This window comes from Veillonella infantium, assembly GCF_002959895.1.
Taxonomy (GTDB): Bacteria; Bacillota; Negativicutes; order Veillonellales; family Veillonellaceae; genus Veillonella; species Veillonella infantium.
Window position 1 is genome coordinate 15,553 of sequence record NZ_PPDD01000001.1, and the last position, 15,862, is coordinate 31,414.

Consider the following 15,862-nt stretch of genomic DNA (forward strand, 5'->3'; position numbering starts at 1 on the left):
ACCCTTTCATTAGGATCTTGTTAAATCCGTTGGGAAGAATCCTAATATGCGTTGCAGACCTTCAATTACGCTGCGCAAAGCAGATTCAACAGCAGATACATCACCAGTTATGAGAAGTGCCCCTGAAAATCTATCGATGAAACCGATTTCGATATCACCAGATTTACTTGCAATATCGGCTGCAATAATGGTCCCTTCGCCAGGTGTTATGGTAAGAATTCCAATGGCATTGCGCCCTTTTTCCTCAAGCCCCATTTTTCTAAATAGATCTGGCTTAGGATTGGCAATAACATGGGCTATCGTAACCTGCTTTCCAGGTACAAACTCTTGTATGATGCGCTGTTTTGCATCAATTACCTCTTGAAAGGCCATATAATCTCCTCCTAATGTAATATGTATTCTTTAAACTATACTGACATGTTATAGTTTGTCGTTGTTTTATATACTCTAGCTATAGTTAAGGTGCCACTAATTGGAAGAACAACACGGCTAAGCTTGCCCCAATCAATGGGCCAATAAATGGTACCCATGCATATTGCCAGTTCGCAGTTCCTTTATTAGGAATCGGTAATAAGAAATATGCTAATCGCGGACCAAAGTCACGGGCTGGATTTAATGCATATCCAGTAGTTGCACCAAAGGACATACCAATGGATGCTACCAAAATACCGATGACCATAGGTGCTAAACCATCGGCCATTTTTCCTAAGCAGAGAATCGCTAGCATAAACATAAATGTTGCTATGATTTCAGATATCAAATTGAAAGGTTTATTATCGATTGCTGGACCTGTTGCAAAAATCCCTACACAGTTTCCTTCGTCAGGACCGGTTACTTTAAAGTGTGGATAATAGAATAATGCAGCAATGGCAGCGCCTGTAAAACCACCTGCAATTTGAGCTATGGACATGGGAATGACTTGATCCCAAGGGAATATACCTGCTACAGCAAGAGCAAAGGTAACGGCAGGGTTCAAATGCCCCGGGCCACCAAGTGTAATCCCTACATATACACCAAAGGCTACGGCAAATGCCCATCCGAAGATAATGTGTAGCCAGTTAGTACCAAAAATACTAACAATGGTTTTCTTTAACAAGATAGATGCATTGGTAGTATTACCAAATGCAATTAAAACGGCAGTACCAACAAACTCACTAATATACATTTGCGTTACGTCCATTGTTTTCACCTCATTGAGTTAACAGAGATTGTAATGCATGAGATGCAATGTCCATATCCTGTGCCACGGTACCACCGCTAATGCCGAGTCCACCAATCATCTTTCCATTAATCATGATTGGATATCCGCCACCAAAGGTGCAAATTTTACGGTTTACCATGGATTCTATGTTGAATAGATCGCCATCAGGCTGTGCGCTTGGATGTATTTCATGAGTTGCTGATTTAAGCGCCACTGCGGTGTACGCCTTTGCCTGTGCGATGTCGTTACTGATGAGCAATGCATCTGACATACGTTGGAAATACATTAATACACCGTTTGCATCTACTATAGATACAACGATAGGTACGCCTATGGACTGAGCGTAGTCCAATGCCGCTTGTGAAAGCTTCGTCATAATACGCTCTAACTCTGTCCCAGTTGACATATAAATAACTCCACTTTCAGCAGTATGCTCTATATTACTTACGCATTGATTGCTTTCTGTCAGTATTTCCTCACGACTAGTTGCTACACGTTCTGAAACGCGTTCTACAATTGTTTCTACAAATTGTATATAGTCTTCCATGCGAGCCATGATATATAGAGCATCAGATAGTCGATTAATAAATTTACGAACCTCATCGCGAATAGGTTCTACAGAACCTAAGCTTATAAGCAATCGTTCACCACGACGACAAATGGTACGCGCCACATGTAGCTCTGCAGCAGATAGATAATTTCCGCTTAATATAAAGCTATGTTGCTGTGGCAATCGCTTTGTATAGTCATCGATCATGTATTCCAATTCGCTTATATCTTGTTGTGAAATTAGATTGCTACTTTCACTTAGATTTTCCACATGAGGCGTAGCTATCTCCGCACATAAGCGGAATAGCTGATGTTGTAATGTGTGAAGCACATGTTTATTGTCTGGTGAGACGACTAATTTCTCACATACACTAACCTGTGCATTTAATTCATCAAAGGTTCCATATGTGTCCACACGAAGTGAATTTTTAGGTACTCTAGTGCCATCAAATAAGGCCGTTGTACCTGCATCACCGGTTTTCGTATAAATAGCCATATGCACCACCTCTAAAGTTAGTTAGATTTAAAAAGCTACTTCCAATCGTTCATCAGAAACGAAAGGATTACCTTTTACAAGGCGGGCTGCATTGACACCCAAGGTGCGTAAGCTATTTGGATATTGAGCATAGCTCGTAAGTCGATAAATAAATTGATGCATTGGTATGTTTTTATAGGTCAACACAATCGCCTCATCATCAACGCCTATCCCAACAGATAAAGCGGAATTACGAGATGCTAGGTCGGCCAATGTCATATGCGTACCACTATGGGACTCAATGACAACAGGAAGACCTTCCTCTTCAATTCCATATAGTACGGGTTTTAGTATATCCTCACTGATATGCTCTGTAGTATACAGCAATATGGTTGGCTTACTGACGATACTTTGATCCATCATAGGCCTCCCTTCTGTACATAGGATAATACCAATCCTGTTGCTACCGCATTTCGTGCCCCTTCAACGCCTCGAATGTTGCCTCGCCCCGCTACTAATGCATATTGTGAAAGTGCATCGGTTACGAGTTGAGGAATTTCAAAGTCTAATGCAGAACCACCTACGATAACTACGAATGGTATATCTCGCACATTATGAGTAGGACTAACAGATGCCAAAGCGCGGAGTGAATTTGTGACAAATACCCGTTTCTTTGCGGTTTGACGAACACGCTTAATCGTTTCTAGAGGGATATCTCGCTCTACAGGAACGAGCCCATCTGGCGTTACGATAACAACGCGGCCAAACAATGCTGCCGAAAGTGGTTCATTAAAGAACTGCACCGTTCCATCTTCGTGACGAATGTGATATACACTGAGTACTTGAGCCAATGGGTCTCGTTTGATGGCTTCTGCAATATGCATATCCTCTAAACCAAGTTCAGAATTGATGAGCATAGTTACCATATTTCCTGCCCCTGCAAGATGAATGGCTTTAATTTTTCCTTCTTGGTTAATGATGGATGCATCAGTTGAGCCTGCCCCTAGATCGAGTATGGCCATTGGTTTTGCTGTCCCCGGTGTAGTCAAAGCGCCTAAGATAGCTGATTCAGCCTCTTCACCACCGATTTCAACTGGTACGCCTAACTCTTTTTCTACCTGCTTTGCAATAATTTCCATTTGTAGATGATCTGACTTAACCATGGAGGCAATGCCTACGGCTTGTTCCATAGAGAACTCCCCTGCAAGGCCGCCCTTTACATTGATAGGAACAGCTACATCTACGGCTAGCAAATCTTGGATAAATACATCTTGAGGGGATTTATTCGTCAATTGAGCCATTGTAAGGCGAACCTTTTCAAGCATGCCACCTACGTTCGTACCGGCTTCACCACTAATATCATCGATAGGATGAACAGATTCGAGAGTTTCCATAATCCTCTCTGCCCCAGCAGATACATCAACGGATACAGTTCGGTCATTCCCCATAACAATGATGGATCCTGCCGGTATTACCCGCTCCTTAACGTCCCCTGCTGGTGTTTTGATGACTACAGCTGAGCGATTTCCGATAAGAGCTCTAGCGATAGGTACAATATTCTTTGTTTCCTCTGGTGAAAGCTCAAATACAGTGGCAATTCCATAAGGATTCGATAATTGTGATACTACTTGCCCCGGTTCTACAACCTCTACAGCAGAAAGCATGCCCATTGGGATTTTATCGATATACGCAACCTCGTCTACGATAGGAATTTTATGATCCAATCGATTATTAACGAGTACGCCGTCATCGGCTTGAAGAATAGCAGCTCGAATATCATAACCTCGCTTACAGTACGCATTAATTAGCTGTGCTATCAATTCAAAATCGATAATCTTTGGAGCTACCACGATGTATGGCTGACCTTGTGGCTTATCAATCAGTTGCTCAATGGGAACCGTATAGCCTACTCCAAGGCCTAGACCACCTGGTGTTTTAGGATTGTGACCAATCATGGTAGATTCCGTAATAATCGTTTCTGTAATCGTTTCCATAGCCACATCACCGATAACTGGTGTAGCCTCATTAATGCGAACTAAGTCGATGTCTCGTAGTGTAAGATTAGCAGACCTGATTAGCGACTTGAGGGCATCCATGAGACCTACGATATTTTCGCGTGTTCCTTTAATGCCTGTGGTACTAGCTATTGCAGAAGATAAGAACTTTACCTCGCCATTGCTATGAATTTCGGCCAAGGCCGCTTCTGTTGTAGAGTTTCCGATATCGATGCCAACAATTCGTTTCATAATGACATCTCCTATAGGTTAATTATCACCTTTAAGTTTTTTACGACGTTCGTAATTTTCTGCAGCTTCTCGTACAAAGTTTGCACAAATTGGAGCCCCTAAACCATCAAGTTCGCTAGCAATATCTAACAGTTCTTGTTTGGAAGAACGATATGGACGAAGTGCATTATACATTTCAAGTAAGCGTTTATCACTTACCTTCGTCATTTCTGCAGCGCGAGAGAAGTTGAGTTCAATTTGATCTCGCCCCCCAGCCTTAGCAATTTGACCTTGGGCTTTCAAAATAGATGGAGAAATTTTTAAATCGTCCATTGTAATATGTCCAGCCATTACGTTATCCATCGTAATATGGCTTAAGTCTCGACCTTGACCAAGATCAATCCATTCTGGATGTTTTTTAGCAATCGGATAATCCTCGATGGTAGCCACCCTATCTACTGTATTAGTTGTAGATGATGTATGAGGCGCAGAGTATTGTGTGGTATTTCCCTTTGCCCCTTCTATTTCAGATACGATCTGCCGGATTAAGGCTTCTAATTCGTTAGCCATAGTAAACCTCCTTATACAGTGACACGAACTTCATCAGCTGGCTTACCTTTTACTACATGCTTAGTTTCCTTGATATGAAGCAATGCAGATAATGCTTGGTATTTTGGACGAGCCATTTGATCGTTCAATGTTGGTACTGGTGTTGGGGATTCGCCCTTAGCATATTTAGCAGCATTTTTACCGATAGCACGGTATGTTTCAGCTGTTAATAGAGGTGCTTGAGGGAATAATTCCAAATTTGAAAGTGGTTGTAAATCGCGTTGGTGAATCAAGGTTGTACCTTTAGATTGAATACCGATGCATACACCAGATCCAGAAATAGAATCGCCTTCAACGGCTACAGCCGCTACGTCAGAGGAACGGTATACGCGAATTACACGAGCTTTTAAACCTTCTTCTTCGATACCAGCTACTAATTGGCGAATTACCTCTTGATGCGGTACACCAACGATAGTTTGTCGTTGACTACGGCCAAAGGCAGGGCCAACAGCAATAACTACTTCATCTGCGCTTGTACCAGGTTGTGCAGGGCCACCAGTTTGGAGCCAGCTATCGTCACCAGTTGGATCTTCATGTCGAGGAGCCGCACTTGGTGTTGTGCTTTCACCAGCACTAGCCTTGAATTGTGGTGCTTCATGAACACCACCCATTTCTTGTAAAACGTCTAGGATAATAGAACGTAATACATCTCTGTTAATTTCAGCCATCATGACACCTCCTTATATATCCCGTGGATCAATGGCGTTTGGAATATCTTTAATGCGTTCCCAATCTTCACCTTCCACACGATAACCTGTGCCAACACCTTGATAGTCATTTCTATTGTTAATCGCGGAGATAACATTGAAATCACGGTCAAAGATGGCCGATGTTTGTAAGTAATCGCCGGAGATTTTTTGTTTTAATAGATTCAAAATACTTTGTGCTACATCAGGATGACCTTCTTTAGCTAAGCCTTTTACAAAGTCAACGCCTGTAACACCGCGGTTCAACAAGTCTTGAGCCGCTTTAATATCTGCAACCTTGTCGCGAGGAGGCATATCTTTAGAGCCATTCGCATAAGTAGCAGCCTCTACCTCTTGATCTGTAATCGGAGGCAAACCTAATGCTTTGAACAAAGCTTGTAGTGCACGAGCCGCTTTATTACGAACTGCTACTACTTCTTCTTCACGAGCAGGAATAAGACCGCCATTTACTTTTAGGTCACGTTGGATAATTGTCCAGTCATCATAGTCTTCTGCATCCCAGTTAGAACCAGCAAACATGTTGTCATAGTTTGGTGTAGAGCTATAACCAGAGCAAATGAAGTCAGTGCCAGGTGCAAATTGCATCAATGTACGAGCTGTTCTACGCAAATCAGAATGACTGAATGTTTGGTCATTACTAGATGCACATTCTAGGTCAAGCATAGCTGCTACAAGGTTTTCTGCTAATACAGCGCGGATACCAGAAGGTACAGCTGCTGGAATACCGATACAGCTTACAGAACCATTTTGGATACCTTGTACGCCGGCGCCTTTTGTGATGTATAGGCAACGGATTTCAAGATATAACATAGATTTACCTTCTGCTTGGCCCATTTGTACTTCAGAACCTGTACCAGAGGTGAAGCGCATTTTAAGACCACGAGATGCATAAGCAGATGCGAGGAATCCTTTAGACCACGGTGTATCATCACCATCGGTAAATACGTCTTCTGTACCATATACGGAAATTGTTTCTGCATATGCTGTGAAGCCACGCATGCCAAGTTCCAATTCTGTTGCTTCTTCCAAGGAGCATTGTGTCAATACACCTGGGCGACCACATTGAGAGCCTACGAGTAAGCTAATCGCATTAAGTGGTGCGTAACGAGCAACGGCTACTGTTGTTTCTTCTTCTGCGAATCCACGAAGTGCACCTTCCGCAGCATCCGCTGCGATTTGCACTGGATTGTCGTTTACGTTCGTTACATGGGCTTGGTTAGCCATTGTACGACGAGCACGCATTTTTTGCATACATTGCATCATTTCAACAACGTTCATAGAAGAAACAACTTCCAACATTTTCGCTGGAGTAATAGATTTACAAATCTTAACGATTTCTTCACGAGGTACTGATGGTGTAAGCATCATATTAGCAATCTCTTTTGAATCCTTTGTCATTGCTTCTTGAGCACCATCGAGAACGATACCGTAATTTGCAATAAATGTATCGATAAGATCAAAATCTTCGCGGCGTTTACCATCGAGTTCAACGATGCGTCCACCTTCGATTTTGAGGCTAGGCTTTGGATCTTGAGGAGATTCCATGGCTATAAAACCTTCCTCTACCCATTCCTTTACATAACCATCCTGATTGACAGGACGTTGACTTAAGACTTCGAAACGTTTTGATTTCATAGGGCATACCATCCTTTCAGATTAGATATAGGAAGGGGCTCCGTTCACTGGTTCGTCACCCATCGTACCTAGCAATTTCTTACCTACTTCACGAGCAGAGATTACTGCTTGTCGTACAGCCCCAGAATCACCAGAAATTTGTAAAATAACTTCGTTAGAATTGCTTGTGCCTGCAGAAGGAGATGCATAACCAATTACATCAACGTTAGCAGATTTAACAGCTACATCGGCCATGACTACACCAATAGCTGCTGGAGCGCCTACGATAAGGCCAAAGGCTTTACCTTCAGGAGCACCAAATGCTGCATTTACTGCATGGCTAGCGCGTGCTGTATATTGAAGTTCAAGATGTCCCGCATCGTTTGCGTATACATCGCCAAAGGTGCGTTCCACTTCAGCCAATGCAACTTCAATAGCACGTTTTACATCGGATACATCATCACCACCAAAGATGATAAGAGAGCCATGACCTGCTCCACCTTTAGTATCACGAGGTAATTCAATGCTAACAATTTCAGTATTGGTTGCTTTTACTGCTTCGTCAGCTGCCATAATATGAGGGCCTGCACCTGTACGAGCCCCTAAAATACCGATAGAACGATATTTTTTCTTCAATTGCATCGCATCTAATACTTGTTGATCTACATTAGCAATTACGAGACCTATAGTATCACCAGTTTTGCTAGTCCCTACAAATTCAGTTAATCCACATGTTGTCGCCATAATACCCTCCATACGTATAATGAAAGTATCTATGTACAGAAAACTATGTTGCGGTATACCATTTTATATTTTTTATCATTTCTTTAATCATTCATATGTATGCAACCTTAAATTCTGTACACCATATATTACTATAGAGCATGCCTTGCTATTCAGTCACAACCCATCGGACTCAATCCTTTCTAAACACATGTACTATAAGGCTTTATCTACCTTTATTATAAAAATTATTAAATGCAACTTTTTTATGTATATTCGTAAAATGCGATTTTTCTATTACAAAAATACGACAATCCTGTTATACTTATACATGTAAAAGCAAGAAATAACGTAATTTTATAGGTATATGAATTTTAGGTGGTATGTCACTTTTCTCTTTTCTCAGGTTTAGAGCCTACCCTTTAGATAGAGAGCAAGTAGAGCTATTTTAGCGGTGTGCTTACTAGCCCTCTTAACACATTTGTGATTGGAGGTTTTACCATGATTTGTACGAATGAAGATACTAAGCTTATTAATGAAATCATGCGCGATTTCACAAACATAACAAAGATTGCGGCTATTTTTGTTAATAATCGTGGAAAAGTGTTATCTCAAGAATATAACTTTTCCCCTTTTTGCAAGGTTGTAAGGCGCAATCCAATCTATGCCAAGCGCTGCAATCAATGCGACTTATATGGTGGCCTAGATGCTACAAAAGAACTATCATCCTGCCCGTATCGCTGTCACATGGGCCTCATCGATTTCTCTGTTCCGGTTATGAAAGATGGAGCCATTTTAGGTTTTATTATGGCAGGTCAAACAAAAACAGAAGATACGACAATCAAACCTATTCTTCCTACCCAAACCGATTGGCATGATGACACCAAACTTCGTGCATTATATCAGACCTTACCAGTTTTGACAGCCGAACAAATTTACAGTGCTACAAAGGTTTTACGGATTTTGGTTGAACACTACTTCCCATTTAACGATGCCATAGCAGAAGAGATGCCTTATGAACAATTGCCAGACTTTGTGGAGTCTGAACGACCTATTAACCGTCCAGAAATTCGAAAGGCTATGTTATATATAGAAAAAAATCTGAGCAAACGAGTGTCGCTCAGAAGGATTTCGGAACATATTCATTTAAGTGAGTCCTACTTCTCTAAGATTTTTAAAGATGATACGGGACTTTCAGTAGTGCAATATATAACACTATTACGCATACAAGAAGCAAAAAAACTATTAGTATATTCCCAACTAACAGTTAATCAGATCAGTAAAACATTGGGCTATAACAGAACTAGTTATTTCTGTAAAATTTTCAAAATGGCTACCACTGAAACACCACATTCATATCGGAAAAAATATGCAAAACCAATTGATGCATAATATAATAAAAAAGACGTAACAGCAATGGTGTTACGCCTTTTTCGTATCTATAGAGTTTGTCATGAGAAGGTATTGTATCAGATACATATATTATTAACGATCAATTAGAACGCTGGGATGATAGCTCCCTTGTAGTGTTCTTCGATGAACTTCTTAACTTCTGGAGATTGTAATGCTTTAGCTAATTTTTGGATAGCTGGTTTATTTTCATCACCAGGGTTAACAGAAAGAAGATTTGCATATGGAGAGTCAGCTTTTTCTACGAATAAGCCATCTTTTGTAGGATTAAGACCAGCTGGCAACGCATAGTTAGCATTGATTACTGCTGCATCTAAATCTTGGATGGAACGAGGAATTTGAGCTGCTTCTAACTCAGTAATTTGAATATTTTTAGGATTGCTAGTTATATCAAATGGTGTGTTAGTCAAACCAGTTGGATCTTTCAAAGTTACAAGACCTGCACTTTGCAACAAGAGAAGTGCACGAGCACTGTTTGTTGGATCAGATGGAATTGCTACTTTTGCACCATTTGGCAAGTCTTTCAAGTCTTTAATTTTTTGAGAGTAAATAGCCAATGGTTCAATATGAACTGGTGCAAAGCTTACAAAGTTTGTACCATGATCTTTATTGTAGTTATTTTGGTAAGGTACGTTTGCAAAGAAGTTTGCATCTACTTCATGGCTAGATAGAGCCATATTTGGTTGGATGTAGTCTGTAAATTCAACGATTTGTAAGTCTACACCTTCCTTAGCCAAAATAGGTTTAACTTGTTCTAAAATTTCGGCATGAGGTACAGGATTTGCCGCTACCTTTAATACCTCTTTAGAGCCACTAGAGCTCGCGTTATTTGTGGAAGAGCCACAACCACTAATCAATAAGGACGCACCTAGTACGGCCGTCGCTGCTAATGCTAACCATTTTTTCATGTAATCCTCCTATCTACGATGAAAACCTACATCTCGGACGAGGACTCATACGTATATAACATTTGTAGATATTATAATAAATTTATTTTTCTTATCTTATATCTACATTTGATTATTTAATAATTTCGATGTAGTAAGTATATCAATTTAATTCCTACTCGTATAATAGATTTTATATATGCATTAATATAACTTTAATCTATAGCAAGATAAGAGTAATTACATTTAGCTATACCAAGTACATAAAAACGGTACTAAGCTGATTCCCCGTACTACTAGGTAATATACCTAATAGATTCAATCAAACTTAGTACCGTTATACATATCGCTCTATATAATAAACAATCTAATCAAAATCAAAAAATCAACTTATTGAGTTGACGTTGTTTGCTCCACAGAAATAGTTACAGGTGCTGATAATTTAGCCTCTAACCAAGCTTTTATTCGTTCCAAATCTGCATCAGATACAGTGGATGTAGTATGGATAATCACCATATAGCGACTTGCTTTAGGCTGTTCTAGATTATCTATTAAAGGCATGCCTTCCACTTTGCTTACAAACGGGAATAACGCCTTTGCTTCAGCCTCTGTCGTTTTCATAGTATTTATCGTTTCACTTACTAGTTGATAAGTCGGCTGGTACAGATTACTCAATTTTTTATATGTTTCAAGGTTCTCTGAAGATTTATTCAAACTTGTCTTATCCATAGTAGAGTTTTTCTCATCTACGCTATTAACAAATTGGAGTGTATAAGAGTGTAAGTACTTATACTGCTGTAACTTGCCTTCCAACTGGGATTGTTCCTCTGAAGTCACAGGAGCGCCTATAGCTACTATGTCTACTAGCTTATTCGTTCGATCCAATGAATAATCAATCACTTGTCGACGTCCAGCTTGATTAACATCATTCTTAATAAACTGCTCTAAATGATTTGACTCAGAATACTTGATGGTCATATCATAGCCTGCATAAATACTTGGTATAGCCATAATAAGACCAATCACAAGAAATATTAGCTGATTACGACGAATAAGCTCTTTGTCTTGTTTATGGAATGGCAAACTATATACACCCTTTAAAACAATAAAAGTTGCAAAGAAGATGAAGAATGTATTTATAAAGAATAAATAGGCAGCCCCAAAGAAATAGTGCCAATCTCCATTAGCAAGTCCATATCCTGCCGTACATAGTGGTGGCATAAGTGCAGTCGCAATCGCAACCCCTGGGATAACATTATCTAAGGTCTTACGCGTTTGCCCAATAATCCCAGCTAACCCACCAAATATAGCAATAAGTACATCATAAATACTCGGTTCTGTACGCGCTAATAGTTCAGATGTAGCAGTATTAATGGGAGAAATATAAAAATACAAAGCAGATGCCAAAACAGCAATCGTAATCTGTAAGGACAATCTTAAAATACCACTTTTTACAACTGTAAAATTAAGCGTAGCGAAGCCAAAACCAGTTGCTAAAATAGGTCCCATCAACGGCGATATAAGCATAGCACCAATAATAACTGCCGTACTATTCATATTCAACCCAATAGAGGCAATAAATATGGAGAGGATCAGGATAACTAAAGCAGGTCCCTTAATCTTAGCCCCACCTATCAGTCTTTTAGCGATAGTTGCATCATCAGCTCGCTCAAAATGTATATCAAAGTACTTATTTATTTTCATTCGTCCTCCTTATAATTTCATCAAATCAGCAAAGGTGCCTACATGTACAAACATATGCTGTGTCGTTTTGAGCATTTGTACCATCAAAATGGCTCCTGTCCCTTCCCCCATCGACATTTGGGCTTGAATAGGAACTATGTCTTGTGTAATACCTACCTCAGCTAAAGCTAGCTCTGTTCCTTTTTCACGAGAGTTATGAGATGGCAATGCATAATCCTTAATACGAGTATTCATGTGTACTGCGCAAGCTGCCGCTACAGACGTAATAAAGCCATCTATGACAAAAGGCTTTTTAAACTCAACACAAGCCAGCATAGCCCCAAGAATAGCAGCAATATCAAAGCCCCCTACATGGGCTACGATTTTACGAACTCTTTCAGCTTCACTGTCAGAAACGATACTAGCCTTATGCTTATCTAATACAGCGCGCACAAAATCTATTTTACGTTTCATCAAATCTGGTTTATTCGGCCAAGAACCAGGACCTACCGTTTCAGTGGGATCAGCTCCAGTTAAGGCAGACAACACACAGGCAGAAGTCGTCGTATTACCAAGTCCCATTTCCCCAAAGGAAAATAAATTGACTCCTTGCTCTACATAATATTGAACCCGCTCATAGCCAGATTGAAAAGCACTATTAAATTCATCCTCAGTCATAGCAGGATGGTTTAATATATTCTTTGTCCCCTTTGCGACCTTGCAATCCACTCCGATACCATCATCTGAGGCAATTCCTACATCCACAACTTCATAAGGAATGTTGTTAAAGTTACAAAACTGTGTAGCCGACGAACGACCCAAGAGCATATTACGCGACTGCTTTTGCGTTACCTCATAGTTATAACCTACATAACCTTCCATATTACAACCATTATCGGCAGAAAATATGATATGCTGAGGTCGAATTTCACCATCAATCTCACCCCACGCCGTACAAATCTTGCGGAAATAATCCTCCCACAAGCCAAGGCCACCAGGAATTAGACATTTCGGTTGAAGAAATCTATTCAATTGTTCCTCAATTGGTAATACTGACTTATCTTTCATTCTAATCTCTAGTCTGCACAGAATATGCCAACTAGCCTTCTGTTAATTCGATATTATTCTATATAGAAGTATAACACAAATTATATAATTAGTAATATAAGGTTTGTACTAGTACTCATATATACGAATTATCCTCTCATCAGGGAATAATCTATGCTTTTTAGCCTTAAACTCTGGATTGTTATTAGAATCAAAATATTCAATTGTATTTCTTAACTGCTCATGAGTAAAAGGACTCGTACTTGGATTATATACAAGCTGATTAAATACAGCATACCGTCCATCATATGCAGCAAATAGTAAATTAGATTTCTTATCTGGATTGTATGAATCCACTAACATTCCAGGCAAGCCATTATTCCATACCGCTGAATAAGTAGGATTTTGTAAATCATCAAAGATTCCCCACATACGCCAATATACTTGCAATGTGTGATAAAAATTATACTCTTTATCTACAAGCACCTTATTTTCTATATCTTTACTATCAGGATGATCTACATCTAAAGGAATAATCTGAATAGAATACCAAATATCTCCTATCTCATACACTATAAAAATATTGTTATCTAACATATAGAACATCTTCAACTCTGCACCTTTAGGAATGCGGAATGTCATGCCTTTACGAGTAATTGTGTCTGTATATGAATCTATATCCTTTAAACTCTTCTTACAAGGAACCTTCCTTCCCACAGGATACGATAAAAGAGTAGTCTTTTTCTCATCATGAATGAGCTTATCCGTTGAATGATACAATCTTCCCCGAATCAAACTTAACTCTTGGGCATACGTTTCATCATCACGTAAATACCCCTTGGCTATATCCTCGGACTTCATTCTTTCCAAATGTCTTTGTAGATCAGCTTCAACTTCATTATTAGTTTTTTCATTACTAATACACTTCTCTTTAGCACCACTAGATGTACCACCATGAGTAACTAGATCTTTTGCATATACTGTTGAAAGCACAGCACTCAAAACTAACACTCCAGCAAGGCATGAACATATCCTCTTCACAATACAACTCCTTAGTCTTATAAGAACCACTATAATCAATATCAATCTCTACTAGTATTGTACCTTTTAATACTTATAGAGTCATCAAAAAAGGTTATCCCATTACAGGATAACCTTTTATTTGACTCATATAATTAAGTAATTTCTTTAATTTATTTAACTGCTAACATTAAGCACCTTGGAATTGTGGCATATCGTCGCCGCTAGAGTCATCCAATTTACCTTGAAGGTCATGGTCAACCATAGCACATACAGACGCGTCAGACCATACGTTTTCAGCAGTTTCAATCATGTCGATAATCGTATAAATTGGCAAGATGATACCGAGCAAGCCGATTGGTGCACCGATGGAGCTCATCAAGGACAATGTTAGGAAGTAACAACCCATTGGAACACCAGCATTACCAATAGCAGCAAGAACAGCAATGAATAACCAAGCAATCATTGTGCCCATAGTTAATTCAATACCTGCGTTTTGCATTACGAATAAGGATGTTACAAGGATGAAAGCTGCGCAACCATTCATATTAATTGTTGTACAAATTGGCAATACGAAACGAGCTACTGCAGGGTGAGCTTTCAAATTATCTTCAGCAGATGCCAATGTTACTGGCAATGTTGCAGCAGAGGATTTAGTGAACAACGCAACAGCTACAGCTGGGGACATTTTACGGAATACGTCCACAGGGTTCAAGCCACGGAACAACAAGAACAATGGAATTACGATAAAGAATTGGATCAAGTTACCACCGATAACAACAGCAGTGTATTTACCTAAAGCACCAACGATTACGCCCGCTTCGATTTGAGCAGATAATTGACCTGCGAATGCAAGGATACCAATTGGTAATACATAAAGTAAAGCTTTAATCAATGTGAAGAGCAATTCTTGTAATCCGAATAATACTTTCAATACTGCTTCGCGACCTTCTGTACGAGGCATAAACGCAAAAGCTAAACCAACAGAAGCGGAGATAAACATAACAGATAATACGTTACCTTCCAAATATGGTTTCAAGATATTGTTAGGAATAACGGATAAGAAATGATCATAATATGTTACGTGACCTAATTTTTCAGGTACTTGCGCTACACCGGCACCAATTACATCAAGTGGTAAGTTACCTGGCGCAATCCAAAGGAATAAACCAAGACCAACAGCGGCTGCACAAATTGTTGTTAACAATGTATAGGTGACAGCATGACCAAAGATACGTCCTGTATCTTTTTTAGCACCTAGCATAGATAATGTAGTAATTACTGCTAATGATACCGTTGGAATTGCGATGAATTGGAATAAACGTGTAAACACAGCTGCAATAAAATTAAATAATTCATTTAACGCTGGAATATGTTGCCATCCCAAGATAGCACCGATGATTAGTGCGCCCATCCATAAAATGAACTGACGCAATTTGCCTTGCCCACGACTTTTTAAGGTAATCTCTTGCGCTAAGGCATCTACATTTTTGTTATTTTGATCTGCCATAAAAACACCTCTCTAAAAATTAAACTACTTGAGACAAAAAAAGAAATCCCAACCCTAGGGCTGGGATTGTTGATACATCCTAGTCTCTTTAAATCATATTATAAAGATATGTTTTAAAGTTGTCAATTCCAATACTTGAATATATAAGAATATATTCAAGTATTGTTCCAAATTTTATATACAAACTCTCTCCTATAATGAC

At 39.5% G+C, this 15,862-nt stretch carries 15 protein-coding genes; 1 reads left to right on the forward strand and 14 read right to left on the reverse strand.

Annotated features, from left to right (window positions below):
• Positions 1-9 precede the first annotated feature (9 nt).
• The 9 genes from eutS to pduB all read right to left on the reverse strand — a co-directional run bounded on the left by eutS (position 10) and on the right by pduB (position 8,124).
• Positions 10-372 carry an ethanolamine utilization microcompartment protein EutS gene (eutS, locus tag VCHSUH03_RS00080; RefSeq protein WP_038117203.1) on the reverse strand — a complete coding sequence of 121 codons (363 nt, stop codon included), beginning with the start codon at positions 370-372 and terminating at the stop codon, positions 10-12.
• Between the two features lie 85 nt (positions 373-457).
• Complete coding sequence (locus VCHSUH03_RS00085) at positions 458-1,180, reverse strand: MIP/aquaporin family protein (RefSeq protein ID WP_105093602.1); 723 nt, start codon at positions 1,178-1,180, stop codon at positions 458-460.
• 10 nt (positions 1,181-1,190) lie between these two features.
• Positions 1,191-2,246 carry a cob(I)yrinic acid a,c-diamide adenosyltransferase gene (locus tag VCHSUH03_RS00090; RefSeq protein WP_105093603.1) on the reverse strand — a complete coding sequence of 352 codons (1,056 nt, stop codon included), beginning with the start codon at positions 2,244-2,246 and terminating at the stop codon, positions 1,191-1,193.
• Between the two features lie 27 nt (positions 2,247-2,273).
• Entirely contained in the window at positions 2,274-2,648 is a 375-nt protein-coding gene (locus tag VCHSUH03_RS00095; protein ID WP_105093604.1) for a glycerol dehydratase reactivase beta/small subunit family protein, read from the reverse strand.
• Complete coding sequence (locus VCHSUH03_RS00100) at positions 2,645-4,471, reverse strand: diol dehydratase reactivase subunit alpha (RefSeq protein WP_105093605.1); 1,827 nt, start codon at positions 4,469-4,471, stop codon at positions 2,645-2,647. The genes VCHSUH03_RS00095 and VCHSUH03_RS00100 overlap by 4 nt, the downstream gene beginning before the upstream one ends.
• 18 nt (positions 4,472-4,489) lie before the next feature.
• Positions 4,490-5,020, reverse strand: coding sequence for a diol dehydratase small subunit (locus VCHSUH03_RS00105; RefSeq protein WP_105093606.1), 531 nt, complete (start codon positions 5,018-5,020; stop codon positions 4,490-4,492).
• A gap of 11 nt (positions 5,021-5,031) precedes the next feature.
• On the reverse strand, positions 5,032-5,730 hold the full coding sequence (locus tag VCHSUH03_RS00110; RefSeq protein WP_105093607.1) for a propanediol/glycerol family dehydratase medium subunit: 699 nt from the start codon (positions 5,728-5,730) through the stop codon (positions 5,032-5,034).
• Positions 5,731-5,739: 9 nt separating this feature from the next.
• A complete protein-coding gene (locus VCHSUH03_RS00115) occupies positions 5,740-7,401 on the reverse strand; it encodes a propanediol/glycerol family dehydratase large subunit (protein WP_105093608.1) in 1,662 nt (553 codons plus the stop codon).
• 21 nt (positions 7,402-7,422) lie between these two features.
• Positions 7,423-8,124 (reverse strand): propanediol utilization microcompartment protein PduB, encoded by a 702-nt coding sequence (gene pduB / locus VCHSUH03_RS00120; RefSeq protein ID WP_105093609.1) that lies wholly within the window; start codon positions 8,122-8,124, stop codon positions 7,423-7,425.
• 480 nt (positions 8,125-8,604) lie between these two features.
• On the opposite strand from pduB, the gene VCHSUH03_RS00125 reads away from it, so the two are divergent.
• Positions 8,605-9,495: a PocR ligand-binding domain-containing protein gene (locus VCHSUH03_RS00125; RefSeq protein ID WP_105093610.1), complete on the forward strand. Its 891-nt coding sequence runs from the start codon at positions 8,605-8,607 to the stop codon at positions 9,493-9,495.
• A gap of 104 nt (positions 9,496-9,599) precedes the next feature.
• Here the strand turns inward: VCHSUH03_RS00125 and VCHSUH03_RS00130 are convergent, their stop codons facing one another.
• The 5 genes from VCHSUH03_RS00130 to VCHSUH03_RS00150 form a co-directional block, all read right to left on the reverse strand.
• A complete protein-coding gene (locus VCHSUH03_RS00130; protein ID WP_060924427.1) occupies positions 9,600-10,421 on the reverse strand; it encodes a MetQ/NlpA family ABC transporter substrate-binding protein in 822 nt (273 codons plus the stop codon).
• Between the two features lie 369 nt (positions 10,422-10,790).
• On the reverse strand, positions 10,791-12,104 hold the full coding sequence (locus VCHSUH03_RS00135) for a DUF389 domain-containing protein (RefSeq protein WP_105093611.1): 1,314 nt from the start codon (positions 12,102-12,104) through the stop codon (positions 10,791-10,793).
• A gap of 9 nt (positions 12,105-12,113) precedes the next feature.
• Positions 12,114-13,151 carry a nicotinate-nucleotide--dimethylbenzimidazole phosphoribosyltransferase gene (locus VCHSUH03_RS00140; protein WP_105093612.1) on the reverse strand — a complete coding sequence of 346 codons (1,038 nt, stop codon included), beginning with the start codon at positions 13,149-13,151 and terminating at the stop codon, positions 12,114-12,116.
• A 108-nt stretch (positions 13,152-13,259) separates the two neighbouring features.
• On the reverse strand, positions 13,260-14,132 hold the full coding sequence (locus VCHSUH03_RS00145; RefSeq protein ID WP_133159302.1) for a hypothetical protein: 873 nt from the start codon (positions 14,130-14,132) through the stop codon (positions 13,260-13,262).
• 208 nt (positions 14,133-14,340) lie between these two features.
• Positions 14,341-15,660: a dicarboxylate/amino acid:cation symporter gene (locus tag VCHSUH03_RS00150; protein ID WP_105093614.1), complete on the reverse strand. Its 1,320-nt coding sequence runs from the start codon at positions 15,658-15,660 to the stop codon at positions 14,341-14,343.
• Positions 15,661-15,862: the final 202 nt, after the last annotated feature.

What these genes read in the sequence shown, in the direction of transcription:
- VCHSUH03_RS00085 (WP_105093602.1), bottom strand. Translation starts at nt 1,180, where the DNA reads ATGGACGTAACGCAAATGTATATTAGTGAGTTTGTTGGTACTGCCGTT.
- eutS (WP_038117203.1), bottom strand. Translation starts at nt 372, where the DNA reads ATGGCCTTTCAAGAGGTAATTGATGCAAAACAGCGCATCATACAAGAG.
- VCHSUH03_RS00115 (WP_105093608.1), bottom strand. Translation starts at nt 7,401, where the DNA reads ATGAAATCAAAACGTTTCGAAGTCTTAAGTCAACGTCCTGTCAATCAG.
- VCHSUH03_RS00135 (WP_105093611.1), bottom strand. Translation starts at nt 12,104, where the DNA reads ATGAAAATAAATAAGTACTTTGATATACATTTTGAGCGAGCTGATGAT.
- VCHSUH03_RS00100 (WP_105093605.1), bottom strand. Translation starts at nt 4,471, where the DNA reads ATGAAACGAATTGTTGGCATCGATATCGGAAACTCTACAACAGAAGCG.
- VCHSUH03_RS00110 (WP_105093607.1), bottom strand. Translation starts at nt 5,730, where the DNA reads ATGATGGCTGAAATTAACAGAGATGTATTACGTTCTATTATCCTAGAC.
- VCHSUH03_RS00140 (WP_105093612.1), bottom strand. Translation starts at nt 13,151, where the DNA reads ATGAAAGATAAGTCAGTATTACCAATTGAGGAACAATTGAATAGATTT.
- VCHSUH03_RS00150 (WP_105093614.1), bottom strand. Translation starts at nt 15,660, where the DNA reads ATGGCAGATCAAAATAACAAAAATGTAGATGCCTTAGCGCAAGAGATT.
- VCHSUH03_RS00090 (WP_105093603.1), bottom strand. Translation starts at nt 2,246, where the DNA reads ATGGCTATTTATACGAAAACCGGTGATGCAGGTACAACGGCCTTATTT.
- pduB (WP_105093609.1), bottom strand. Translation starts at nt 8,124, where the DNA reads ATGGCGACAACATGTGGATTAACTGAATTTGTAGGGACTAGCAAAACT.
- VCHSUH03_RS00105 (WP_105093606.1), bottom strand. Translation starts at nt 5,020, where the DNA reads ATGGCTAACGAATTAGAAGCCTTAATCCGGCAGATCGTATCTGAAATA.
- VCHSUH03_RS00125 (WP_105093610.1), top strand. Translation starts at nt 8,605, where the DNA reads ATGATTTGTACGAATGAAGATACTAAGCTTATTAATGAAATCATGCGC.
- VCHSUH03_RS00095 (WP_105093604.1), bottom strand. Translation starts at nt 2,648, where the DNA reads ATGATGGATCAAAGTATCGTCAGTAAGCCAACCATATTGCTGTATACT.
- VCHSUH03_RS00130 (WP_060924427.1), bottom strand. Translation starts at nt 10,421, where the DNA reads ATGAAAAAATGGTTAGCATTAGCAGCGACGGCCGTACTAGGTGCGTCC.